The following is a 22,761-nucleotide window of genomic DNA, read 5'->3' on the forward strand; positions in this document are numbered from 1 at the left end:
GCTCATGATCGGGTGGTGGGTGGGATGGGTGGAAAATCTGCGGGTTTATAGCGGCAAAAAAACGCATAAACACGCAAAATAACGGCTAAACCCGCCCTTTTAATTAGTATCAATTGATACGAAAAACAAGGCTAAATACGCGCTGCCGCGCCGATCACACCGGACAGGCTGCCCAGCTCAGGAGAGCCGAGACGCGGATCATTCTCCTGCACAAATCCATGCAGGGCGAACAGTTTGAGCCCCTGCGCCGCACACAGCGCTTCGGCGGCAAGACCGTTATGGCTAAGGCTTTCGATGATGCGGTTCTCGGTCTGGGGCGAATCCGAGACCCAGAAGGTGACATCGTCGCCGGTCGGCTCCGGCGTGATCGCCGCCAGCGCCACGGCATGAAAACGCCCTGCCGAAAGCTCCGGCAGGGCGGCCATGATGCGCACCTTGGGTTCAGCCAGCAGTCGGGCCCACCAGGCGCCGCCGCGCGGATCGAGCGACAGGACGGAGATGTGGCGCGGGTCGCGCGCAGCCTGCACGGCGGCGACGGCGTTCTCGACATAGCTGAAGCCGGGCGCGAAGCCGAAACGCTCACGAGCCCAGACCAGAACCTCGCGCGAATGCTCCTGACTTGACAGGTTCAGATGCAGGCCGCCCCCAACACTATCACGACTAAGGCCTTGAATACGCAGATTTTCCGAGATCAGTTCGCGCCAGATGCGCACCACCACCGCGTCCGAAGCCGACTGACGCGGCATGGCCAGCAGCTTGCGGATCAGCAGGGCCTCGCGGTCGGGCCGCAGTTGCGAACCCTGCGTTTCCGCGCCGTTTTCGCGCGCCTTGGCCTCGGCGATAGCGGCGCCCAGACCGGCGCGCGCATCCACCAGACGGAGCAGTTCGGCGTCCAGCGCGTCGATCTGGCTGCGAAGATCGGCAAGAGTTTGCAAATGGAAACACTCGTAACTATCAACAAGAGCTGAAGTTTAGGCTCCGCTGCCTGCGATCACAAGTGCAGAAATTTCAGAAAACAGTATTACGGAAATATAGGCGCATCTGAAACTTTCAGCAGCCCGATATAGGCGCCGCCATCGCGGAAATCTATGCCGAACTTTTGCGTGTCCTTCGTCGCCAAAGTCATATCCAGCAAAGGCCGCGCCAGGGTCATGTTCTCCGGCGATATGATGCGCAAGGCGCCCAGCACCTCGACCGGCTTGAACGTCCCGGACATTTCCAGCTCCAGATGCCCGGCGACATGGCCGTCGCTCTGCAAGCTCAGACCGTCGGAATGACTGAAAAGACTTAGGTTTCCCGCCTGCACCTGCGCCTTGAAGCCGGTCAGCTCGCCGCCCTTCGCGCTCCAGCTTTTCAGCGAGTCGTCAAAGGTGCGGCCCTGAAACGCCGACATTTTCCTGACCGTGGTTTCGATATGCAGGCTGAGCGGCTGCCCGTCGCCAAGGCCCGCGACCAGGCTGTTGGGAACGCCCCTGGCGCCGGTGACGCGCACCAGCATGTCGGCGGCGTCCTTGTCCTGCGCATTCGGTCGCAGATAAGCCTCGACATTATCGGCGCTGGCGAAGGCGAACGGATGGGTCTGATCCGACGGCGTCAGATTAACGCCAAGGCCTTGCAGCGCCACGTTCCACACCGGCTGGCCGATATGCGAGACGCTGGCGCGCAAAACCTGGCCGCGCACCATAATGCGGCCCAGTTCGACGCCGCCGGGATGGCCGCGATAGATGGTAAAACCGTTCGGAACCACCATGACCCATTTATCGAGCGCATAGGCGTCGGCCTGCGCCTCGGCCTCAACCGCCGCAAAGCCGCGCCCCGATGGTGCGATCACGGTGAGGTTCTTAAAATCCGCCTTCATGCGGTAGGGAAAACCCTGAATGCGCAAGGGATCGTAGCTGACCTGATAGCCAGCCTTGATCATGGCGTCGCGCTGCGCAGCCAGCTCGGCCTCCAGCCGGTGCGCGGTGTAAAACCAGTAGCCGCTCCAACCGGCGAACAACAGCGCGACCAGAAGGGCGGGCGCGAAAATACCGATGCGGTGATGCTTTCTGGCGGGGGCGGCGTCGCTCACCTTGAGGCTCCGTAGCGGTTACGAGGTCGCTTCGTTATTAACCACTTCGTCGGGATAAAGAAAGCGCGGGATCGAAGCCAGCGCTTCGGCCAGGGTGCAGCGTTGCAGCACAACCCCTTCCGGCAGGCCGGAAAACAATCGGGTCGGAGCGGCGGAATCGAGCATGACGAAGACGCCACGGTCGTCATTTTTGCGGATCAGCCGCCCGAACGCCTGGGCCAGCCGCGCCCGCGTCAGGGCGTCGTCATAGATTCGGTTGCCGAAATGCAGCCGCCGCGCGCGGTGCAGGCAGTCCGGGCGCGGCCACGGCACGCGGTCGAAAGCAATCAGCCGCAGCGCCTGCCCCGGCACGTCGATGCCGTCGCGCACCGCATCGGTGCCGAGCAGGCACGAATGCTGTTCGGCGCGGAACACGCTGACCAGATCGGAGACATCGAGCGGATCGACATGCTGCGCATAGAGCGGCAGGCCTGCCTCGCTCAGGGGCGTCGCGATCTGGTCATAGACGGCGCGCAGGCGGCGGATGGCGGTGAACAGGCCAAGCCCGCCGCCGCGCGCCGCCTTGAACAGGGCCAGCATGGCCGCGCCGACCGAGCGCGCATCCTCTCGCGACACATCTGTGATCACGAACAGCCGCGCCTGCGCCGCATAGTCGAACGGCGAGGCGATGCGCGCCGTCTTGGCGCCCATGACGAGATGGTTGGCGCCGGTCCTTTGCCGCGCCAACGAAAAGACGTCGGCCTCATCATCGTCTCCGCCCGTATCCTTATAACCATCCGACAGGGTCGCCGACGCCACCAGCACGCCATGCGCAGGCTTCAGCACAAATTCCGCCAGCGGCAGGGACGGATCTACATAGTGGCGATTGAGCGCCACATCGACCACACGGCCGCGATGCAGTTCGGTCGAGAACCAGTCGATGGTTTGGGCCGGATTCAGATCGGGCTCCGCCGCTTCAAAATCTTCTTCCGCCAAGCCTTGCAGCAGATGCCGCCAGGCGGGCAGCAGCATGCGCGCGCGCCGTTCCAGCCCGCGCAGCGCGCCCTCGATGCGGATGCGGTCGGGCGCCTCCAGTTCGTCGCCCGCCGTATTCAGACGATCCTCCAGCGCGCGCACCAGGGCCAGCAGCGGCGCTTCGATGCCGGACAGGGCGCGCGCCGCGATCTTGGCCGCCTGCGCCACGCCGTCAAGGCACGGGTGCGCCTCGCATTCCCCGCCTGGATCGTTGTCGGGCGAGAAGCGCGCGCGCAGATTGCCCTCGCCTTTGCGCACCTCGATCTGGGTATGGACCTCGCTGAGCAGCGCCTCGATCGGGCCGACCGGCTCCAGCCCGCCGCCGCCCTGGGTGCGCACGGCCATGCGCTGCGAAAAACCGTCCGCAGGCAGAACAATCGCCGCCCGCAGCAAATCACGCAGGGCGGTCTTGGCCGTCTCATCCTGCGCGATCAGGTCGCCCAGACGCGCCTCAAGCCCCCGGCCTCGCCGCGAACGGCCCTCATTGCCACGGATCCAGCGCCGCAACTCATAGGCTTCCAGCCCCGACAGACGGGTGGCGAAGGCGCTGTCCGCCGCCTCGAAGACATGGTGGCCCTCGTCGAAAATCAGCCGCGACAGGGCGGGCGTCGGCGCATCCTCCTCATCGGCTTTTCGCGACCGGTCGAGCAGATCATAGGCCGCCTGCGCCATGACCAGCGCATGGTTGGCGACCACCAATGTGGCGGATTTTGCCTTGCGCACCGACTTCTCGATAAAGCACACCCGATAGTGCGCGCAGGCCGCATAGGTGCATTCGCCACGCCGGTCCACCAGACTGCTCGGCGTCATCGTCTGGAAGACATGCGCCGGCGCGGTCGGCGGCAGCAGAGATGGCAGCCAGGTCGGGAAATCGCCGCTCATAATGTCGCCGTCGCGTGTATAGAGAACCCAGCGCGCCATCAGCACAGCCATGATCACTTCGGGCGCGGAATGGGCGGCGGCGAGGCGTTCCTGAAAATTGAGCAGGCACAGATAGTTTTCTCGCCCCTTGCGCACCACGACCTCGCGCGCGCGTTCCTCCGCCGTATCGAACAGGGCGCGCGTATCGTGATAGATCTGCTTTTGCAGCGCCTTGGTGTAGGTCGAGACCCAGACCTGACCTTGCGCCTTCTGCGCCCACAGATGCGCCGGCGCCAGATAGCCGAGCGTCTTGCCCGTGCCGGTCCCGGCCTCGGCCAGCAGGAAGTTCGGCTGGTCCGTCATCCATTTCGGCGCGAAAATTTCACGCGCCTTCAAAGCGAATTCGAGCTGTTCGGGGCGGCGCTCCGAAAGGTGGGCGCGCTGTAGATCGCGATTCAGGGCGTCGGTGACCTCGGCTTCGGACAGGGCGACGGCGCGCGCCTGACCTTCGGGCGGCTGGTCCTCCCATTCTTCCAGCAGGGTCCAGACATCGAGCGCGGGCGGCGGCGCATAGTCGGACGGCATATCGGTTTCGGCCAGCGCCGCAGTCAACAGCGGCGCCCACGCCCAGCCCTGTTTTTCCATCAGCTTGACGCCGGACGCCGCCGCCAGCCGGAAACCGAGCGATGATGCCTTCAGTGTACGGAGCAAGCTCTCGATCACGTCGAACAAGGCGCGCGCCGCGTCCTGCGGCGTTTCCGGCTCGGCAAAGCCGCAGGCCAGGGCCAGCCCAGCCGCCGATGGCGCACAGAACTGCGCCGGACGCACGAAGGCGAACAGCTCCAGCACATCAAACGGACGCGCTTCGCGGTGCGGACGATTGCTAAAGAGCCGTGTACGGATCAAGGCGGCATTGGCGACAATCAGCGCCTCGCGCCCCCACAGTTCACGCAGCTCATTGACCGAGACATCGCGCCCGACGCGACCGTCCCCGACATGGCTGCGCACCGGCGACCAGCCCAGCGACTCGGCGGGAACATGCTGACGCCAGGACGGCGCGGATTCGGGGATAAGCGGATCGGACACGGGAATGAACCTAGAACAGAACCGCCGGAAAGGGAAATGAAGGATGCGTTTCTCCTCCCCTGCGAAGCGGGGGAGGTGGCGAGCAAGCGAAGCGCGTCGAGACGGAGGGAACCGCCGCCACCGCCGTTGCCCCCTCCGTCGCGGACAAGCCGCGCCACCTCCCCCGCTTTGCAGGGGAGGAGAAAAAGCGTCGTTCTTACAGAATATACCGGCTCAGATCGGTATCGCCGGCGATCTCGCCGAGGCGCTGCTTCACATAGGCTTCGTCGATGGCGACGCTTTGCCCCGACATATCGGCGGCGGTGAAGCTTAGATCCTCCATCACCTTCTCGATCACCGTATGCAGGCGACGCGCGCCGATATTTTCGACCTTGGCGTTGACCGTGGCGGCGGCCTGCGCCATCGCGGCGATGGCGCCGTCATCGAAGCTGAGCGTCACCCCTTCCGTCTTCATCAAGGCCTGATTCTGTTTGATCAGATTGGCCTCAGGTTCGGACAGGATACGGCGGAAATCGTCCTCGCTCAGCGCCTTCAGTTCGACGCGGATCGGCAGACGGCCCTGCAATTCGGGCAGCAGGTCAGACGGCTTGGCGACATGAAACGCGCCGGAGGCGATGAACAGGATATGGTCGGTCTTGACCGGGCCGTACTTGGTCGAAACGGTCGTCCCCTCGATCAGCGGCAACAGATCGCGCTGCACACCCTCGCGCGAGACATCCGCCCCGCCGCGCTCCTGCCGCGAGGCGACCTTGTCGATCTCGTCGAGAAAGACGATGCCTTCGTTTTCGGCCAGTTGCAGCGCCTCAAGGGTGAGCGAATCCTGATCGAGCAGCTTGTCCGATTCTTCATTGATCAGATTGGGCCAGGCCGCCTTGACGGTGGTTTTGACCGTCTTCTGTCGATTGCCCATCGCCTTGGACAGCATTTCGCCGAGATTGAAGGCCCCCGGCGCCTGCTGGCCCGGAATCTCCATAAACCCGATCGGCGAGCCGCTTTCCGCCAGGGCGATTTCGATCTCGCGTTCGTCCAGTTCGTTGTCGCGCAGCTTTTTGCGGAAACTTTCGCGCGTCGCCTGCGCCGCCGTCGCCCCGACCAGGGCGTCGATCAGACGTTCTTCCGCCTGGGCCTCGGCCTTCGCACGAACACCGGCGCGGTTCTTGTCGCGCACCATCAGGATGGCGGCCTCGACCAGATCGCGCACGATCTGCTCGACATCGCGCCCGACATAGCCGACCTCGGTGAACTTGGTCGCCTCGACCTTCAGAAACGGCGCATGGGCCAGTTTGGCCAGACGGCGGGCGATCTCGGTCTTGCCGACGCCGGTCGGGCCGATCATCAGGATGTTCTTCGGCGTGATCTCGTCGCGGATCGCCGCATCGGTCTGCTTGCGCCGCCAGCGATTGCGCAGCGCCACCGCCACCGCCTTCTTGGCATCGGCGTGACCGATAATATGGCGGTCGAGTTCAGAGACAATTTCACGCGGAGAAAATGTGGTCACTTAGAGTCGTCCTTCATAGGTCAAAATCCGCTGGCGCTCTTCCGGCGAGCAAATTTCCATCTTTTCCAAGGCGCTGCCTGCGGGCGGGATCAGCTTCATGCCGACGGCGATCTCGCGCAGATGCGCCGGATTGCCGACCTTTGGGTAGGCCCACAGCTTCCATCTTGGCGCGGCGACAGCGCTATAAAGAACGCTCAAAGGCCAGGCCGGAACGGCCAGCAACAGCGAGATGAGCGCGATCGGCTTTGGCAGCAGGCCGCTCGGATAGAGGATCAGCGCCTGCCCGACCAGACCGAGCAGGATCAGGGTCGCGGGCATTTTCACCGTAAGCCGCGCGCGCTGAATGGCGTCCTCGACGAGAATCACAGGCTCTCCAAGGTCAGATGGTCATTGGTATAGACGCAGATCGAGGCGGCGATCTTCATGGCCTTGCGCGCGATCACCTCAGCGTCCGCCTCGTAGTCCAGCAGGGCGCGCGCCGCCGACAAAGCATAGGTTCCGCCCGATCCGATGGCCGCGACGCCGTCTTCCGGCTCCAGCACGTCGCCTACGCCGGTCAGGGTCAGGACGTGGTTCTTGTCCGCCACCAGCAGCATGGCTTCGAGGCGGCGCAGGTAACGGTCCGTGCGCCAGTCCTTGGCCAGATCGACGCAGGCGCGCGCCAACTGGTCGGGAAAAAGCTCCAGCTTGGCCTCCAGCCGCTCCAGCAGGGTAAAGGCGTCGGCGGTCGCGCCCGCAAAACCGACAAGCACCTTGCCGTTCGCGAGCGTGCGCACCTTTCTGGCCCCGCCCTTGACGATGGTCGGCCCCATCGAAACCTGACCGTCGCCCGCGATCACGGTCCTGCCATTATGGCGCACGGCGACAATGGTGGTGCCGTGCCAGTTGGGAAAATTTGAGTCTGTCATGCGGGGTTACTTGGCGGTTTTGCGCAGCGGTTTCAAGGGGCGTCATAAGAAGCTGTACGGATCAATATCCACCACCAGCCGGACCGCATTGGGACGCTTGATCGCCGCCAGCCAGTGCGCGACGAAGGCCTGTAGATCGCGGTTGCGATCGGCGCGGACTAAAAAGCGCTTGCGCCACTGGCCGCGCACCAGGGCCAGCGGCGCGTCCGCCGGTCCCCAGACTTCGATGCCGTCGCTGTTCGGAATGAACAGGGCCAGTTCGCGCGCAAACCTGTTGAGTAGGGCCTGATCCTTCGCCGATAGGATCAAGGCCGCCAGCCGCCCGAACGGCGGGAATTTCGCCAGCTCGCGCGACATCGACTCGTACATGTAAAAGGCTTCGCGGTCCTGATGCGCGAGCGCCTACATGACCGGATGCTCAGGCGTATAGGTCTGGATCACCGCCCGCCCCGGTTTCACTTTCCGGCCCGCGCGGCCCGTCGCCTGTTGCAGCAGTTGAAAGGTGCGCTCGGCGGCGCGCAGGTCGCCGCCCTTGAGGCCAAGATCGGCATCGACAATGCCCACCAGCGTCAGATTGGGGAAGTTATGCCCCTTGGCCGCCGCCTGCGTGGCGATGACAATGTCGATCTCGTGCTTTTCGATGCGCTCGATCAGCGCCGCCGAACTTGCGGGGTCCGGCGTGGTGTCGGACGAAAACACTTCGGCGCGCGCATCGGGAAAGCGCTCTTGCACCTCTTCGAGAATCCGCTCGACGCCCGGACCGACCGCGATCAAACTGTCCTGTGCGCCGCAATGCGGGCAGGTTTTCGGCTTCTTCATCGAAAAGCCGGTCAGGTGGCAGACCAACCGCCCTGTGGAGCGATGCTCGACTAACCAGGAATCGGTCTTGGGCGAGGTCATCTTCTCGCCGCACGCCTTGCACAGCACCAAGGGCGCATAGCCGCGGCGGTTCAGGAACAGCATGACCTGCTCGCGCCTTTGCAGGGTCGCTAGCATCTCCCCGACCAGCGGGTCCGACAGCCAGCGCCCCTTTTCCGGAGGATGCGCCTTCATGTCGATCAGGGCGATGTCCGGCAGTTGCGCGGTCCCGTGCCGCCGCTCCAACCTTATCCAGGCATAGCGCCCCTGCTGCGCATTGGTCAGGGTCTCCAGAGACGGCGTGGCCGAGGCCATGATCACCATCGCCCCATCCAGCCGGGCGCGATAGACGGCCAGATCGCGGGCGTGATAACGCGCGCCCTCCTCCTGCTTGTAAGAGCCGTCGTGCTCCTCGTCGATCACGATCAGGCCAAGCCTCTGATAGGGCAGGAACAACGCTGATCGCGCCCCGACCACCAGACGGATGCGCCCCTCGGCCACGCCTTCCCAGATGCGGCGGCGATTGGCGTTGCTGATATCGGCGTGCCATTGCGCCACCTCGACGCCGAAACGCGCCTTCAAACGCCCCATCACGGCTTGAGTCAGCGCGATTTCCGGCAGCAGGATCAGCACCTGCGCCTCAGGGTCGTCGCGCAGCACATCGGCGACGCTTTCGAGATAAACTTCCGTCTTGCCCGAGCCGGTCACGCCGTCCAGCAGCACCGGCGCGAACCGGCCCTTGGCCTGCTCCAGCCGCAGCAATTCGTGCGCTGCGGCCTGACCTGCGTTCAGGGCGGAGGGCGCAAAATCGGGATCGGGCGGCGCATAGGCGTCATCGCGGGGCAGATCGACGCGCCGCAGCACCCCGTCCCTTTCCAGCCCCGACACAGTCGCCGTGGAGACGCCCGCCGCCAGAGCCAGGTCCGACAAGCCCATCGGAACCAGAGCCGTGTCGATCACCGCCTGCCGCGCTTTTGTCAGCCGCGACGGCGCTTGCCCGGTCAGCACATAGCCCTGTTTCGGCTGCGGGCGCGGAGATTTCAGGGCGCGCAGACAGCCGTTCAGAAACACGCCCGGCGGAGTCAGTGTCCAGTTCGCCGCCCACAACCAGAAATGCAGCGAGTTTTCCGGAACCTTCGGATCGTCCAGCTTTTGCATTATGGGCTTGAGATTGACCCGCGCCGCATCGCCGTCCTGATCGAAGCCGATCACCAGCCCGCGCACCCTGGCGTGACCCAGAGGCGCCAGCACATGATCGCCCGCCGTCAGATCCATGCCGTCCGGGACAAGATAATCCAGCGCTTCGGGCATCGGCGCCAGAACAACGACTTTTGCGATAGGGGACGCGGGATTCATGGCGACGCCTCTAACACGAAATCCGCAGCTTTGTCTCAACCGCTCCGCAAAACCGCTTCACAGCGCCGCAGGACGACTCTAAGGTGCCGCCCATGACCCATGACGGCGTGACATCCATCGACCTCGACGACTGGCAGGCCCTGCGCCGCCATCTGATGAAGCACGCCGATTCGTTGCAGAGCGACAAGGCGCTTTTGGAGGCATTGGGTCTGCAACCGCGTCAGCGGCATCTGATCGATTTCGGCCCGGCGGCTCTGGCCAAGCTTGAGCAGCGCGCCATGAAGGATATCGACGTGCGCCGCCAGCTTGAACTGACGGCCAAGGCGAATTTCGACGCCCAGAGCGAGACGCACGCCCTGATCCTGTCGCTGCTGGAGGCGCGCAACCACGCCGATCTGGCCCGCCGTCTGAACGAAGAAACGCGCAAACGCTTCGGCCTGATCTCGGCCGTCATCGCGCTGGAGGACACCGCGCCGGTGCCGCTGGGCTGGAAGACGCTCGACTATGGCGGGGTAGATTATATCGTCGGCGAGGACGGCCTGTCGCTGCTTGGCCCCGAAGGGGTGTGCCGCGTGCTGTTCGAAGACGATGTCCGTCGCGTCAAGAGCGCGGCGGTGCTGCGCACGGCGATGTGGCGCGAAGGCCGTCCCGGTCTGGTCGCGTTCGGCTCCAGTGATGATGAAGGTTTCACCGCCGATATGGGCGCCGAACTGGTCGCCTTTGTCGCGCGCGTGGTCGAGCGCGTCGCTGACCGCTGGCCGGTTCTGGGCTGAGGTGACGGCGCCCGCCGCGACCGGCCCCGCCTCAATTCGCCGTGAAATCACCGCGAGGCAGATGAAATCCGCACAATTCCGTCTTAAAATGACCCATAACCTTACCTATCTTAAGGTCATCCGGATGCTCCTCTGCGTCACTGAGGCTTCCCTTCTCGACGCCCCCCCCAAGGATCGGCAAGGAGACAGCCCTCTCACCACTCCGCCCCGCCCGCAAGGACGAGGAGGGAGGCCGCCTCGGCGCAGAGGAGCTATTTTTTTATGCCCCTGAATCTTGCCTCCTCCCCGGACGACGCGGGGCGCGCCTGGCTCGACAGCCTGAAGGCGCGCCGCTTTTCACCGCGCACGCTCGAAGCCTATGGCCATGCTTTTCGGGGTTATGTCGCGCATCTGAGCGGGACCGTCTCCGGCAATCTGACGCTCGACGATGTGGTCAGGGTTTCCTCCGCCGATCTGCGCGGCTGGATGGCGCATTTGCGCAGTAAGACGCCGCCCCTGTTGGCGCGCTCGCTGGCCCAGCATCTGTCGGCGGTCAAATCCTTCCATAAATGGCTCGACCTGCATCACGACCTGCCCAATGCGCAGGTCGAACTGCTGCGCGGCCCGCGCCTGAAGACCAGCCTGCCGCGCCCGCTCAATGAGGATCAGGCGCTGGGCCTGCTGCATGAAACGGAGATGGATTCGGATCGCGAGGACTGGGAGAATGCGCGCGATCTGGCCGTGTTCCTGCTGCTGTACGGGCTGGGCCTGCGCATTTCCGAGGCGCTGTCGCTACTGGCAAGGGATGCGCCGCTGGGCGAGACTCTGCGCGTCACCGGCAAGGGGAACAAGATGCGGCTCTTGCCGGTCCTGCCCGCCGTGCGAGAGGCGGTGGAGGCCTATAGAGCGCAACTGCCATTTGCCTTGCAGCCCGAAGACCGGCTGTTCCGCGCCAAGCGCGGCGGGGACTTATCGCCGCGGCATGTGCAGGCGCGCGTACAGCACCTGCGTTCGCGGCTGGGCCTGAGCGACCGCGCCACGCCGCACGCCCTGCGCCATTCCTTCGCGACCCATCTGCTCGGTTCTGGCGCCGACCTGCGCGCCATTCAGGAGCTTTTGGGCCACGCCAGCTTGTCCACGACGCAGAAATATACGCAGGTCGATACGGAGCGGCTTTTGTCGGCCTATGCCGCTGCGCATCCGAAGGGTTAGAGCGTTTCCCCAAAAAAGTGGTTCCACTTTTTGGATAAGGAAGAGCGACAAAACAAAGACTTAGAGCACCGATCTGAGCTTCTCAGATCGGTGCTCTAAGCTTGCAAATGCGCGGGTATGTCCTGCTGCTGATGCAGGATGCGCAGGACGTCGAGATGATCGTCGCGCTCGACATAGAGCGCGACATAGGGAAAGCGCTCCGTCAGGCTTGCGCGCAAGCCAGGCAGATCAAGCTGTTCGGCATAGCGCGGCGATCCCGATGCAGGATGCGATTCCAACTGCGCCCACATGGCGTCCACCGCCGCGATAAACGCGACTGCCAGCCCCGGACCGGATTCCCTGAGATAATAGCTGAAAGCCCGCTCAATGTCGCGCTCTGCGACCTCACGCAGGCGAACAGGCTTCATCCTGCGCCGCCGCCCGTTTCAGGAGGTCGGCTTTGAGATCTCGCCAGTCGCGGCCTTGCGGCGAATTCAGGCCTTCCGCGATCAAGGCGCGCAGACGTTCCGCCGCCGCCTGCTGCTCGTCCCGGCGCACCAGTTCGCGAAGATACTCACTGTGCGAACCGTAACCGCCGCTGCGCACCCGTTCATCGACGAAAGCCTTGAGCGAATCCGGCATGGAGATGTTCATTGTGGCTGTCATGGAATGAACCTAACACGAATGGCAAAAATTGCCAAGGCGGCACCCTACACCTCCGCCCACATGCGCAGCAGATTGTGGTAGTGCCCGGTCAGACCCAGCACCTCAGCGCTGTCGCCAAGCTGCGTGCGCAGGCGGATAATCGTCGCGTCCAGTTCGAACAGAAGGCGACGCTGCGTCTCGTCGCGCACCAGGCTTTGCAGCCAGAAGAAGGAACAGACCCGCGCCCCGTGCGTCACCGGCGTGACCTGATGCAGGCTTGACGACGGATAGAGGATCAGATCGCCCGCCGGTAATTTCGCCTCATGCACACCATAAGTGTCCGACACCTCCAGCACGCCGCCGTCATAATCTTCCGGCTCGCACAGGAACAGGGTGCACGACAGGTCGGTGCGCAGCTTGTCAGCGCCGCCGGGCAGATTGCGCACCGAACCATCGACATGGAAGCCGTAGGTCTCGCCACCTTCATAGGCGTTGAACAGCGGCGGAACAATGCGCAGAGGCAGGGCGGCGGCGAAGAAGAGCGGACTGCGCTTCAGGGCCGCGAGCACGATCTCGCCCAACTCGCGACCCAGTTCGGAATGTTCGTCGATCTGCCGGTTGCGCTTGACGCCGCCGCCCTGCGCTCCGACCGTCGTGCGGCCATCGACCCAGGGGCCTGCGTCCAGCCGTGCGCGCAAGGCCCGCACCTCATCCTTCGACAACACTTCCGGGATATGCAGCATCATGGTTGCGACTCAGTATTTGACGTTCAGGGTCAGGCGCACCGTGCGCGGCGTTCCCGGCGTATAGCGATAGCCGCTCTTGTTGATCGCCGCCACATAGTCGGCGTCAAACAGGTTATAGATGTTGAGCTGCGCGACGACATGCGGGGTCAGAGGATAGCTGGCCATACCGTCCATCACCCAGTAGGACTTGGTGTAGGCGGGCGTGCCGACGGCGCCGTCCCTGCCGCGCTTCATCTCGCCATTATAGCGCGGTCCACCCGCAAGCGTCAGGCCACGCCAGCGCCCGTGATGCGCTTCATAGGCCGTCCAGAGCGTGAAGGAGTCGGTCGGACTGTAGGCCAGATCGCCTGAACCGTCCGCCGTCACCGCCGCTGCGTCCCTCACCTTGGTGTGGTTGAGGGTATAACCCGCATGGATCGTCCATTCGCGGTTGATGTGACCGACCGCGCCCAGTTCGACGCCTTCGGCGGACTTCGAGCCGCTGTGATAGTAGGAGCTGTCCGCGTCCTGGGTCACCGTATCCGAATATTGTGTGCGATAGACCGCGCCGGTCAGAGACAGGTGACCACGCGCCAGCTCCCATTTGGTTCCAGCCTCCCAGTTGCGTGCAACCTGCGGCTTGATGTCGGGATTGTTGGCGTTGCCCGCCGTCGCCGACAGGCTGAAATTGGCCCCGCCCGGCGGCTGCGTCGTCTCGGCGTAAGAGGCGTACAGGCTGCCATTCTTGGCGGGCTTATAGATCAGACCGAGACGCCCGCTCCACACGCCATCCTTCACCTCAAGCGGCGCGGCGGCGTTCGACCCGTCGGCGGCGATGGAGTCATAATCGGTCTGGAAATTGTCGTAGCGCAGACCGGCATTGATCAGGACTTTCGGCGTCAGGCGGAGCGTGTCGTTGATATAGGCGGCTTGCGTATCGGTCACGCCGTCCGTATAGGCGCCGGTCAGACGGCGGGTATAGCCGCCGACATTCGGGTCGGGATCATAGACGCTGACCGCCGGATAGGCGCCTGCCGCCGCGGAGGTATCGAAGGCGCGCGTCGTCTGCTCTTCACGGCTGAACTCCAGACCCATACTGACGCTGTGATGCACAAAGCCCGTGTCGAACTGCCCGGCCAGATTGGTATGGTTGACCAGGGTTTCGTTGGTCGTGTTGCGGTTATTGACCAGCCGCGTCAGCGTCCAGGTGGCAGGATCGTTCGCGTCGGGCGTCAGCAGCGGGCGCGTGCTGGTCGCGGCCTGCCCCATGAAGGAGCCAAGCTGGTAGTCCTCATCGGTCTTACCGTAGCGCGTCGTATTGCTGAGACGCCAACCATTGCGGAAATCATGCTCGACTATGGCGGTCAGCAAATCCTGCGTCGCCGTGTCGTGATCGTCCTTCGTCCCGTAGAAATTCTCAGGATTCACCCTCGGCGCTCTGGTGAGGAAATCGCGCGATCCGGCGCCGTCGGGCGAGGTATAGCCGGGCAGACCGATGGTGAAGACGCCGCCGTCCGGCACATTGTCCTGCTCGACATGCTGCCAGCCTAGCGTCACGCGCGTCGGCGTATTAATGCCGAAGCCGAGCGTCGGCGCCACGCCCCAGCGCTTGTTCTTTACAGCGTCGCGGCCCGCCACGCCCGCATCCTGATCCATCAGGTTGAGCCGGAAGCCGCTGTGCTCGCCCGTGCGCCAGTTCAGATCCGCCGTGGCGCGGTAAAAATCGCCGCCGCCGACCGAGGCCGACCCACTATAGAGATTATCAAGCAACGGACGCTTGCTTTGCAGGTTGATGGCCCCGGTCGCCGCGCCGCGCCCTATATCCGCGCCCGCGCCGCCCTTCAGAACCTCAATGGATTCGATGTTGAACATGTCGCGCGAGATGGTGGCTACATCGCGCACCCCATCGACAAAGATGCTGCCCGACACGTCCGAGCCACGCATATAGAGCGCATCGCCCGTCGAGGTGCTGCCGTTTTCGCCGAGATAGAAGGCGCCGACGCCCGGCGAATTGCGCAGGGCTTCGGTCAGGGTGGTCGCGCCCTGCTGTTCGATCAGGTCTTTTCTGATAACTTCTATGGTCTGCGGCGTATCGACCAGCGCCGCCGTCCGCTTCAGCATCGGCGCCTTCTCGCCCTTGACCACCACTTCGGTCGAACCATCGGCCAGCACCGCATCGGCGTGCGCCAGCGGCGAGGCGGCAAGCGCTGCGCCGGTCAGCATAAGGGCGTAAGGATTGAGCGCGTGCTTGCGATTACGAACTGAGGTCATTGCATGTCACCATTGCGATTTTGAAATCTTGTGGCCTCGTTCATATTGAGAATCATTCTCACTTGCAAGTGGATTTTTGCGAATAATTTGCATATTCATTCGCAAACGCCTATATGACGATAGGCCGCAGTTCGGAAACCGGCTGTGACTTGACCCGCGCGCGCCTGTGGACGATAAGCGCCGTTCAAAGTGATAATCATTCGCAAACCATTCTTGAGCTCCCTGTCGATGACCCTGCGTGACCTGCCGCTCGATACGCCCGCCCTGGTGACTGAGGTGCGCGATGCGTCCGGCGGCGACATCATCAGCCAGCGCCTGCGCGAACTGGGCTTTGTACCGGGCGAGCCGGTCGAGGTCGTCGGTCGCGGTCCGCTCGGCGGCGAGCCGCTTTTGATCCGCATCGGCTTCACGCGCTTCGCTTTACGCGGCAATGAGGCCGAGCGCGTGCAGGTGGAGAGGATCGGCTGATGGACGCCACGACAATCGCACGTCCCCTCACCATTGCGCTGGTCGGCAATCCCAATTGCGGCAAGACCGCCCTGTTCAACCAGCTCACCGGCGCGCGCCAAAAGGTCGCCAACTATGCGGGCGTCACGGTCGAGCGCAAGGAAGGCGTGTTCACCGCTCCGTCGGGCCGCCGCGTCTCGGTGCTGGACCTGCCCGGCGCCTATTCGCTGGAGGCGATGAGCCCGGACGAGATCATCACGCGCGACATCTGCTTAGGAAGACGTCCCGGCGAAGCCATGCCCGACATGGTCGTCTGCGTCGCCGACGCGACAAACTTACGCCTGCATCTGCGCTTCGTGCTGGAAGTCAAGAAGCTTGGCCGTCCGATGATTCTGGCGCTCAATATGATGGACGCCGCCGCCGCGCGCGGCATCCGCGTGGATCGCGAAAAACTGGAGGCCGAACTGGGCGTGCCGGTCATCGAAACGATCGCCGTCAAATCGGGCGGCGCAGCGGCGCTTGTCGGCCATATCGATCAGGGGCGCATCCCGCCCAAACCGGTGATCGACGACCATCTCGACCTGCACGCCGAGGCGCGCCGCCTGCTCGACGCCGCCGTGATCATGCCGACGCGGACCTCGAAGATCGACGACCGGCTCGACCATATCCTTTTGCATCCGGTCTTCGGCCTGCTGATCCTGGCCCTGACCATGTTCGTGGTGTTTCAGGCGGTTTTCAGCGGTGCAACCCCGGCCATGGACGCGATCACCGCAGCCTTCGACTGGGCGGCGGGACTGGTGCGCGACCATATGCCCGACGGGCTGCTCAAGGGCTTTCTGGCCGACGCGGTGATCGGCGGGCTCGGTTCGGTCATCGTCTTTCTGCCGCAGATCCTGATCCTGTTCTTCTTTATTCTCGTGCTGGAAGAGTCCGGCTACCTGCCGCGCGCCGCTTTCCTTCTTGATCATCTGATGTCCAAGGCGGGCCTGACCGGGCGCTCCTTCATCCCGCTCCTGTCCAGCCATGCCTGCGCCATTCCCGGCATCATGGCGACGCGCTCGATCCACGATGTGCGCGACCGCATCACCACCATACTGATCGCGCCCCTGATGACCTGTTCGGCGCGCATTCCGGTCTATGTGCTGCTGATCTCGGCCTTCATCCCCGAACGCAGCGTGCTTGGTTTCTTAAGCTTCCGCGGCCTGATCCTGTTCTGCATGTATCTGATCGGCATCAGCGGCGGCCTGATGGTCTCCACAGTGCTGAAATGGACGCGCCGCGACCGCAGCGAGCATCCGCTTTTGATGGAGCTGCCCTCCTACCGCCTGCCGTCCATCCGCAATCTCGCCATCGGCCTGTGGGAGCGCGCGCAGATTTTCATGAAGCGCATCACCGGCATCATCTTCGCCGCCAACACCCTGCTGTGGGTGCTGACCACCTTCCCCGGCAAGCCGGCGGGCGCGACGGGACCGGCCATCGACTATTCGGTGGCGGGCATGATCGGCCACCTGCTGCATCCCATCTTCGCGTCGCTCGGCTTCAACTGGCAGATCTGCGTCGCGCTGATCCCCGGTCTGGCCGCGCGCGAGGTCGCCGTCTCGGCGCTCGGCACCGTCTATGCGGTGCAGGGCAGCGAGGATACGGTGTCGCAGGCGCTCGGTCATCTGATCTCGACCCAATGGAGCCTGGCCACCGCCCTGTCCTTGATGGCGTGGTACGTGTTCGCGCCGCAGTGCATGTCCACCCTGGCCGTGATCCGGCGCGAGACCAATTCGTGGAAAATGGTGGCGGTGACGGCGGGCTATCTGTTCGGCCTGGCCTATATCGCCGCGCTGATCGTCTATCAGATCGCATCGAGGTTCTAGACCATGTGGCAGACCGTCATCATCGCCCTGATCGTCGCCTTCAGCCTGTGGCAGGTCGCGCGCAAATACCTGCCCGATACGATGCGCGATCTTCAGGGCCGCATTGCCAAGACGCTCGACCGGCGCGGCCTGCATCGCCTGAGCCATGTCCTGCAACCGGCCAACGCGCCCGCCTCGGGTTGCGGCGACGGCTGCGGCAATTGTACGGGCTGCAGCCTGTCGGCGCTGGAAGCGCTCAAGACCGAAGCGCCCCGCAAGCGATAAAGCCCCGTTTACGCCACAGTCACACTCTTATATGAAGTATGGCGATGCGTTCCCTTCGAGGCTTCTGAATGAAAAAGTTCTATCTTGGCGGCGTGGCCGCTCTGGCTCTGGCGGTCGGCGCCGTGGCCTATGCCAGCCAACCCGCCTTCTCGCCCAAGTCCGAGGACTATGAGCAACTGGCCCTGTTCGGCAATGTGCTGAGCCTGGTCGAGAAGGACTATGTGGTCAAGGTCGATTCCAAGAAGCTGATTTCCGCCGCCCTGCAAGGCATGCTGGCCAGCCTCGATCCGCACTCCAACTATCTCGACGGCGACGACTATACCGATCTGAAGGAAAAGACGCGCGGCTCCTATGGCGGCATCGGGCTTGAGGTCACCGGCGAGGACGGCGCGGTCAAGGCGGTGACGCCGATGGACGACACCCCGGCGCAGAAGGCCGGCATCGAGCCGGGCGATTACATCACCGCCATTGACGGAACCTCGATCCTCGGCCTGCCGCTCAACGACGCGGTCAGCAAGATGAAGGGCGACCCTGGCTCGAAACTGACCCTGACCATCGTGCGCACCGGCAAGGATCAGCCGTTCGACGTCACCCTGACGCGCGAAATCATCACCGTGAAGTCGGTCAAGACGCGCATGGAGGGCGATTACGGCTACCTGCGCATCGCCTCCTTCCAGGAAAACACCGCCGCCGAGGCGCAGAGCGCGCTCGCCGACCTGATGAAGCAGAACCCGAAGATGAAGGGGCTGATCCTCGACCTGCGCAACAATCCGGGCGGCCTTCTGGAGCAGTCGGTCGGCGTGGCGGACATGTTCCTGCAAGGCGGCGAAATCGTCTCGCAGCGCGGACGCCAGCCCGACGACATCATCCGCTATCAGGCCAAGAAGGGCGATATGCTGAACGGCCTGCCTTTGGTCGTGCTGACCAATGGCGGCACGGCCTCGGCGGCGGAGATCGTCTCCGGCGCCTTGCAGGATCAGCATCGCGCCGAGATCGTCGGCGAAACCACCTTCGGCAAGGGTTCGGTGCAGAGCGTGATCGAACTGGGCGACAACCGCGCGGTCAAGCTGACCACGGCGCGCTATTACACCCCGTCGGGCCGCTCGATCCAGAAGACCGGCATCACGCCCGACCTCGTCGTCGCCCAGTCGCGCGATCAGGCCAAATATATCGCCACCGCCGCCCTGCAATACACCGAAGCCGCTTACGCCAACGCGCTGGACGCCGACGAAGGCAAGAAGCGCGTCCCACCGACCGAGCAGGAGGTTCCGCCCGACGGTTTCGATACGAAAAAGGGCGATTTCGAGCTGCAACGCGGCCTCGACGTGCTGGCGGCGGGCGGCAATGTCGCCGAGGTCAGGGCGCATCCGAAAGGCGTCGTGCTGCTGACCGCCGATCTGGCCGACAAGCCCGGCAGCCGCTTCGCCAAGCTGACCAAGGCGGGCGTCGGCGGCGCGAGCAGCAGCAGCGCCAGCAGCGAATCCGCTTCAGCGTCAAGCGGTGGCGAGACCTCATCGTCGTCCGCGTCGTCCAACGGCGGATAAGAGCGAATTTCACGTCGGCGTTCAGCTTCCGTTAGTGTTTGTTAACCCTGTTTCGGCAGACTGGCGGCATCAAATCCGTCAGTCTGCGTCGCATGTTCGCCAAACCGAAAACCCCGCCCGCATCGCCCGCGCCGCGCCGCTCCTCCGGCGCGAAGTTCGATCCGCGCGCCTTGCTTGACAAGGTTCTGGCTGTCCTGCGCAAACCTTACGTCGCGCCGGTCAGCGCGGCCTCGGCCCTGGCCCTCGGCGTCATCGTCTTTCTGAATGTGGCGGGCGATCCCGACGCCGCCTCGCCCAGCGTGCGCATTCACCTCGATAAGCCCAAAGCCGCCGCGCCCTCGACCAATATCGCCCCCTCCGACCAGCCGCAGAATTTCGCGCTCGATTCGCTCGGCGATTTCGGCGACGCCTCCGCTGACGCCTTTATCAACGCCGATCCGTCGGCGAACGACGCGGCGGTGATCACCCTGCCCGGCGATGACGGCGGCGACGCGCCCGCTCCGGCAGGGCCGAAACAGCCCGCCTCGCCTTTGCCGGTCGCGCCGATTGCGGGCCTTGTCCAGACGACGCCGAACGGCCCCTTGCCGATTATCGCGCCCAATGGCGTCACCCCGGCTTCGGCCTATGCGCGGCCATTCCGCAGCGACGGTCGCCCGATGGTGGCGCTGGTCGTCGGCGGCCTGGGCCTCAATCCATCCATGACCAAACAGGCCATCGAACAGTTGCCGCCGCAGGTCACCCTGTCCTTCGTGCCCTACGCCAACGGCCTGCAAGGGTGGATCGACCTGGCGCGCGCCGCCGGGCATGAGGTGATGATCGAGGCGCCGATGCAGCCGACCAACTATCCCGACAACGATCCTGGGCCGCAGACCCTGATGGCCAACGCCCGCCCCGACGACCTGATCAGCCATCTGAACTGGACCCTGTCGCGCGCCACCGGCTATTTCGCCCTGAGCAATTATCAGGGCGGCGCCTTCTTCAAGGACCGCGCCGGGGTCAGCGTCTTCATGAACACGCTCAAGCAGCGCGGGGTCGATTTTATCGACGACGGGCAGGCGCGCAGTCTCAGCGGCGCCTGGGGCCGCGCCTCGGCGGACCGCATCATCGACAACCAGTTGAACGCCACGGCCATCGCCGCGCAACTGAGCGGGCTGGAGGCGACCGCCAAGAGCCGCGGGCAGGCGCTGGGGACGGGTTTCGCCTATCCGGTCACAGTCGCCGCCGCGATCCAGTGGACGCAGGGGTTAAATGCGCGCGGCATCCAACTGGCGCCCGCCTCGGCGCTAACGCATTGATTTTAGACGCTTGACGCATAAGGCCGCGCGGGCGTAACCAGACCCTATGAACAGTTCCGATGGTCCCGCCGGCTACCGCCCCAATGTCGGCCTCGTCGTCTTCAACGCCGCCGGTCAGGTCTGGCTCGGGCACCGCTTCGGCGTGGCGGGCAATCACGCCTGGCAGTTTCCGCAAGGCGGGGTCGATGACGGTGAGGACCTGGAGGCGGCTGCCTTGCGCGAGCTTTACGAGGAGACCGGCATCCGTTCGGTTGACATCCTCGGTCGCACGACGGACTGGATCGTCTATGATTTTCCGCCCGAAGTGCTGGCGCAAAAGAAGATCGGCCGCAACTTCATCGGCCAGAAGCAGATCTGGTTCGCCCTGCGCTTTACCGGCGAGGACAGCGAAATCGACCTGCAAACCCACGGCGAACAGGAGTTTTCGCGCTGGGAATGGTGCGATCTGGACAGTGTGCTCAGCCGCGTCGTGCATTTCAAGCGCGGCAGCTATGAACAGGTGATCGCACAGTTCGCGAACTACGCCCGCCTCTGACTGTCCGTCCGCGTCTTTAGGCCCGCCTGAGCGGCAGGGAGGCCCTTGCCCATCGCATCCTTGTCCGGCGGTCGTCATGCTTTGGCGACAGCAAAGGAGAGCATGATGGATACGATTTACGGCGATGAGGCGCGCACGCGCATCTGGAAACTGATCAAGGACATCAAGGTGGCGCAACTGGCGACCTTCGACGAAACGGGGCGCATCTTCCACGCCCGGCCGATGATGGCGCTTAATCCGAAAAAGGACGATGGCTTTGATGGAATCCTGTGGTTTTTCACCTCGGCGGATTCGCGTAAAGCCGAGGAGGTGCAAGCGCATCCGATGGCGCTGCTGACCTATGCCGATCCGGACAAGCAGTCCTACGTCTCGATCAGCGGTCAGGCGATGATCGAGCACGATAAGGCGAAGATTGACGCATACTGGACGGACATGGCCAGGGCCTGGTTCCCGGAAGGCCGCGACGACCCGAACCTGCGCCTGCTGCGCTTCGACGCCGATACTGCGGAATTTATCGACTCACCGGGCGTTCTGGCGACCGGCATGGCCTATCTGAAGGCGATGATGGGCGGTCAGGCCCCCGATATCGGCGAGCAGGGCCGCGTCGATCTGCATTAGGTTGTGGTCCCGCTGAACAGGGTGCGGGTCGCGCCGCCGATCCAGATATGGTCGGCGTCCTGCGTGACGCGCACTCGCCCGGTGCGGCCAAGGCATGTCCCTTGCGCCGCAGTATAGGGCGCGTTGAGCAGGCCCGCGCCGAGCAGCCATTGCGCGACCGAAGCGTTGAGGCTGCCGGTCACCGGGTCTTCGCGTAAGGCTAGGGTCTGATCGCTGAAGATAGCGCGGATTTCCACGTCGGTCCCTCCGCCGGTTTCCAGTCCGACCACGCCGATATCCATGCGTTTGGGGTAGCTGCCCAGCGGCCTGACCGCGCGCACGGCGTCGGCGGACGCCAGCCGCACGCCCAGCCAACCGGGACCGTTATCGACCCATCGCGCATCGACCACCGCCGCACGTTCGATTTGCAGCACGGCCAGCGCGTCTTCGAGATCGGCCTCATCGACAGGGCCTGAGCGGATCAGCGGCGGGGCGGCGAAGGCCAGTTCATCTGCGTGACGCAAGGGGACGAGGCCAATGTCGCATTGCTGCACGATCCGGCCCGGCGTCTTTGGTCGCCCACCATTTTCCAGCCAGACATGCGCCGTCCCTAAAGTCGGATGCCCGGCGAAGGGCAGTTCGCGGTCGGGCGTGAAGATGCGCACACAGTAATCGGCGGCTTCGTCTGTCGGCTGCAGTATGAAGGTCGTTTCGGACAGGTTCAGCCAGCGGGTGATGCTCAGCATCTCGTCCGTGCTCAGTCCTTCGGCGTCGCAGATCACCGCCAAGGGATTGCCGCTGAACGGACCGGTCGCGAACACATCGACGAGTTTGAACGGGCGCATCGACTGACCTCTTACGGGGTTTGGGGCCAGTTGCCCCAAGACTTTCCCTTCAATAGAAAAAGCCCCGCCCAAAGGCGAGGCTTTTTCTATTGAAAAGGAAGATGTGGGGCCATTGGCCCCAAACCCCGTAAGA

Annotated in this window: 20 protein-coding genes and 1 pseudogene; 9 read left to right on the forward strand and 12 right to left on the reverse strand. The window is 64.0% G+C overall.

Annotated features, from left to right (window positions below; genetic code table 11):
* Positions 1-131: 131 nt before the first annotated feature.
* From ACTHLA_RS10740 to ACTHLA_RS10770, 7 genes and pseudogenes are all read right to left on the reverse strand, one after another.
* Positions 132-935 carry a chorismate mutase gene (locus tag ACTHLA_RS10740; protein ID WP_440188619.1) on the reverse strand — a complete coding sequence of 268 codons (804 nt, stop codon included), beginning with the start codon at positions 933-935 and terminating at the stop codon, positions 132-134.
* Between the two features lie 86 nt (positions 936-1,021).
* Positions 1,022-2,071, reverse strand: a complete 1,050-nt coding sequence (locus ACTHLA_RS10745) for a DUF2125 domain-containing protein (protein ID WP_440188622.1) — start codon at positions 2,069-2,071, stop codon at positions 1,022-1,024.
* A gap of 18 nt (positions 2,072-2,089) precedes the next feature.
* Complete coding sequence (locus ACTHLA_RS10750; protein WP_440188625.1) at positions 2,090-5,032, reverse strand: ATP-dependent DNA helicase; 2,943 nt, start codon at positions 5,030-5,032, stop codon at positions 2,090-2,092.
* A gap of 196 nt (positions 5,033-5,228) precedes the next feature.
* Positions 5,229-6,530 (reverse strand): ATP-dependent protease ATPase subunit HslU, encoded by a 1,302-nt coding sequence (gene hslU / locus ACTHLA_RS10755; protein WP_440188628.1) that lies wholly within the window; start codon positions 6,528-6,530, stop codon positions 5,229-5,231.
* Entirely contained in the window at positions 6,531-6,896 is a 366-nt protein-coding gene (locus tag ACTHLA_RS10760; RefSeq protein ID WP_440188631.1) for a hypothetical protein, read from the reverse strand.
* On the reverse strand, positions 6,893-7,438 hold the full coding sequence (hslV, locus tag ACTHLA_RS10765) for an ATP-dependent protease subunit HslV (RefSeq protein WP_440188634.1): 546 nt from the start codon (positions 7,436-7,438) through the stop codon (positions 6,893-6,895). Before hslV ends, ACTHLA_RS10760 begins: the two co-directional genes overlap by 4 nt.
* 42 nt (positions 7,439-7,480) lie before the next feature.
* Positions 7,481-9,652, reverse strand: a pseudogene (locus tag ACTHLA_RS10770) (primosomal protein N').
* Positions 9,653-9,744: 92 nt separating this feature from the next.
* Between ACTHLA_RS10770 and ACTHLA_RS10775 the strand changes: the two are divergent.
* Both ACTHLA_RS10775 and ACTHLA_RS10780 read left to right on the forward strand, forming a co-directional pair.
* Positions 9,745-10,425, forward strand: coding sequence for a DUF484 family protein (locus ACTHLA_RS10775; protein ID WP_440188637.1), 681 nt, complete (start codon positions 9,745-9,747; stop codon positions 10,423-10,425).
* A gap of 261 nt (positions 10,426-10,686) precedes the next feature.
* Positions 10,687-11,616 (forward strand): tyrosine recombinase XerC, encoded by a 930-nt coding sequence (locus ACTHLA_RS10780; RefSeq protein WP_440188640.1) that lies wholly within the window; start codon positions 10,687-10,689, stop codon positions 11,614-11,616.
* 95 nt (positions 11,617-11,711) lie between these two features.
* Here the strand turns inward: ACTHLA_RS10780 and ACTHLA_RS10785 are convergent, their stop codons facing one another.
* Genes ACTHLA_RS10785 through ACTHLA_RS10800 form a run of 4 tightly spaced genes read right to left on the reverse strand, consistent with a single transcriptional unit; the run spans position 11,712 to position 15,236 of the window.
* Positions 11,712-12,023 (reverse strand): type II toxin-antitoxin system RelE/ParE family toxin, encoded by a 312-nt coding sequence (locus ACTHLA_RS10785; RefSeq protein ID WP_440188643.1) that lies wholly within the window; start codon positions 12,021-12,023, stop codon positions 11,712-11,714.
* Entirely contained in the window at positions 12,001-12,261 is a 261-nt protein-coding gene (locus ACTHLA_RS10790) for a type II toxin-antitoxin system ParD family antitoxin (protein ID WP_440188646.1), read from the reverse strand. The genes ACTHLA_RS10785 and ACTHLA_RS10790 overlap by 23 nt, the downstream gene beginning before the upstream one ends.
* A 44-nt stretch (positions 12,262-12,305) precedes the next feature.
* Entirely contained in the window at positions 12,306-12,986 is a 681-nt protein-coding gene (locus ACTHLA_RS10795; protein WP_440188649.1) for a Fe2+-dependent dioxygenase, read from the reverse strand.
* Between the two features lie 9 nt (positions 12,987-12,995).
* Entirely contained in the window at positions 12,996-15,236 is a 2,241-nt protein-coding gene (locus ACTHLA_RS10800) for a catecholate siderophore receptor Fiu (protein WP_440188652.1), read from the reverse strand.
* Positions 15,237-15,464: 228 nt separating this feature from the next.
* On the opposite strand from ACTHLA_RS10800, the gene ACTHLA_RS10805 reads away from it, so the two are divergent.
* From ACTHLA_RS10805 to ACTHLA_RS10835, 7 genes are all read left to right on the forward strand, one after another.
* Positions 15,465-15,704 carry a FeoA family protein gene (locus tag ACTHLA_RS10805; protein ID WP_440188655.1) on the forward strand — a complete coding sequence of 80 codons (240 nt, stop codon included), beginning with the start codon at positions 15,465-15,467 and terminating at the stop codon, positions 15,702-15,704.
* Entirely contained in the window at positions 15,704-17,548 is a 1,845-nt protein-coding gene (gene feoB, locus ACTHLA_RS10810; protein WP_440188658.1) for a ferrous iron transporter B, read from the forward strand. The genes ACTHLA_RS10805 and feoB overlap by 1 nt, the downstream gene beginning before the upstream one ends.
* A gap of 3 nt (positions 17,549-17,551) precedes the next feature.
* Positions 17,552-17,812 (forward strand): DUF6587 family protein, encoded by a 261-nt coding sequence (locus ACTHLA_RS10815; RefSeq protein WP_440188661.1) that lies wholly within the window; start codon positions 17,552-17,554, stop codon positions 17,810-17,812.
* Positions 17,813-17,880: 68 nt separating this feature from the next.
* Positions 17,881-19,356 carry a S41 family peptidase gene (locus ACTHLA_RS10820; protein ID WP_440188664.1) on the forward strand — a complete coding sequence of 492 codons (1,476 nt, stop codon included), beginning with the start codon at positions 17,881-17,883 and terminating at the stop codon, positions 19,354-19,356.
* 38 nt (positions 19,357-19,394) lie between these two features.
* Positions 19,395-20,651, forward strand: coding sequence for a divergent polysaccharide deacetylase family protein (locus tag ACTHLA_RS10825; protein ID WP_440188666.1), 1,257 nt, complete (start codon positions 19,395-19,397; stop codon positions 20,649-20,651).
* 46 nt (positions 20,652-20,697) lie between these two features.
* Positions 20,698-21,186 (forward strand): RNA pyrophosphohydrolase, encoded by a 489-nt coding sequence (locus ACTHLA_RS10830; protein WP_440188669.1) that lies wholly within the window; start codon positions 20,698-20,700, stop codon positions 21,184-21,186.
* A gap of 102 nt (positions 21,187-21,288) precedes the next feature.
* The gene (locus tag ACTHLA_RS10835) at positions 21,289-21,804 is read left to right on the forward strand and encodes a pyridoxamine 5'-phosphate oxidase family protein (protein WP_440188672.1); all 516 of its coding nucleotides are present in this window, start codon (positions 21,289-21,291) and stop codon (positions 21,802-21,804) included.
* Here ACTHLA_RS10835 and ACTHLA_RS10840 read toward each other — a convergent pair.
* Positions 21,801-22,628, reverse strand: coding sequence for a PhzF family phenazine biosynthesis protein (locus tag ACTHLA_RS10840; protein ID WP_440188675.1), 828 nt, complete (start codon positions 22,626-22,628; stop codon positions 21,801-21,803). The two genes, ACTHLA_RS10835 and ACTHLA_RS10840, sit on opposite strands and share 4 nt — an antisense overlap.
* Positions 22,629-22,761: the final 133 nt, after the last annotated feature.

It is taken from the genome of Asticcacaulis sp., assembly GCF_051956075.1.
Classification (GTDB): domain Bacteria; phylum Pseudomonadota; class Alphaproteobacteria; order Caulobacterales; family Caulobacteraceae; genus Asticcacaulis.

Bases quoted from the DNA above. Each gene is read 5' to 3' on its own strand.
- hslV (WP_440188634.1), bottom strand. From the start codon at position 7,438: ATGACAGACTCAAATTTTCCCAACTGGCACGGCACCACCATTGTCGCC.
- ACTHLA_RS10775 (WP_440188637.1), top strand. From the start codon at position 9,745: ATGACCCATGACGGCGTGACATCCATCGACCTCGACGACTGGCAGGCC.
- ACTHLA_RS10780 (WP_440188640.1), top strand. From the start codon at position 10,687: ATGCCCCTGAATCTTGCCTCCTCCCCGGACGACGCGGGGCGCGCCTGG.
- ACTHLA_RS10785 (WP_440188643.1), bottom strand. From the start codon at position 12,023: ATGAAGCCTGTTCGCCTGCGTGAGGTCGCAGAGCGCGACATTGAGCGG.
- ACTHLA_RS10790 (WP_440188646.1), bottom strand. From the start codon at position 12,261: ATGACAGCCACAATGAACATCTCCATGCCGGATTCGCTCAAGGCTTTC.
- ACTHLA_RS10795 (WP_440188649.1), bottom strand. From the start codon at position 12,986: ATGATGCTGCATATCCCGGAAGTGTTGTCGAAGGATGAGGTGCGGGCC.
- ACTHLA_RS10800 (WP_440188652.1), bottom strand. From the start codon at position 15,236: ATGACCTCAGTTCGTAATCGCAAGCACGCGCTCAATCCTTACGCCCTT.
- ACTHLA_RS10805 (WP_440188655.1), top strand. From the start codon at position 15,465: ATGACCCTGCGTGACCTGCCGCTCGATACGCCCGCCCTGGTGACTGAG.
- feoB (WP_440188658.1), top strand. From the start codon at position 15,704: ATGGACGCCACGACAATCGCACGTCCCCTCACCATTGCGCTGGTCGGC.
- ACTHLA_RS10815 (WP_440188661.1), top strand. From the start codon at position 17,552: ATGTGGCAGACCGTCATCATCGCCCTGATCGTCGCCTTCAGCCTGTGG.
- ACTHLA_RS10820 (WP_440188664.1), top strand. From the start codon at position 17,881: ATGAAAAAGTTCTATCTTGGCGGCGTGGCCGCTCTGGCTCTGGCGGTC.
- ACTHLA_RS10830 (WP_440188669.1), top strand. From the start codon at position 20,698: ATGAACAGTTCCGATGGTCCCGCCGGCTACCGCCCCAATGTCGGCCTC.
- ACTHLA_RS10835 (WP_440188672.1), top strand. From the start codon at position 21,289: ATGATGGATACGATTTACGGCGATGAGGCGCGCACGCGCATCTGGAAA.
- ACTHLA_RS10840 (WP_440188675.1), bottom strand. From the start codon at position 22,628: ATGCGCCCGTTCAAACTCGTCGATGTGTTCGCGACCGGTCCGTTCAGC.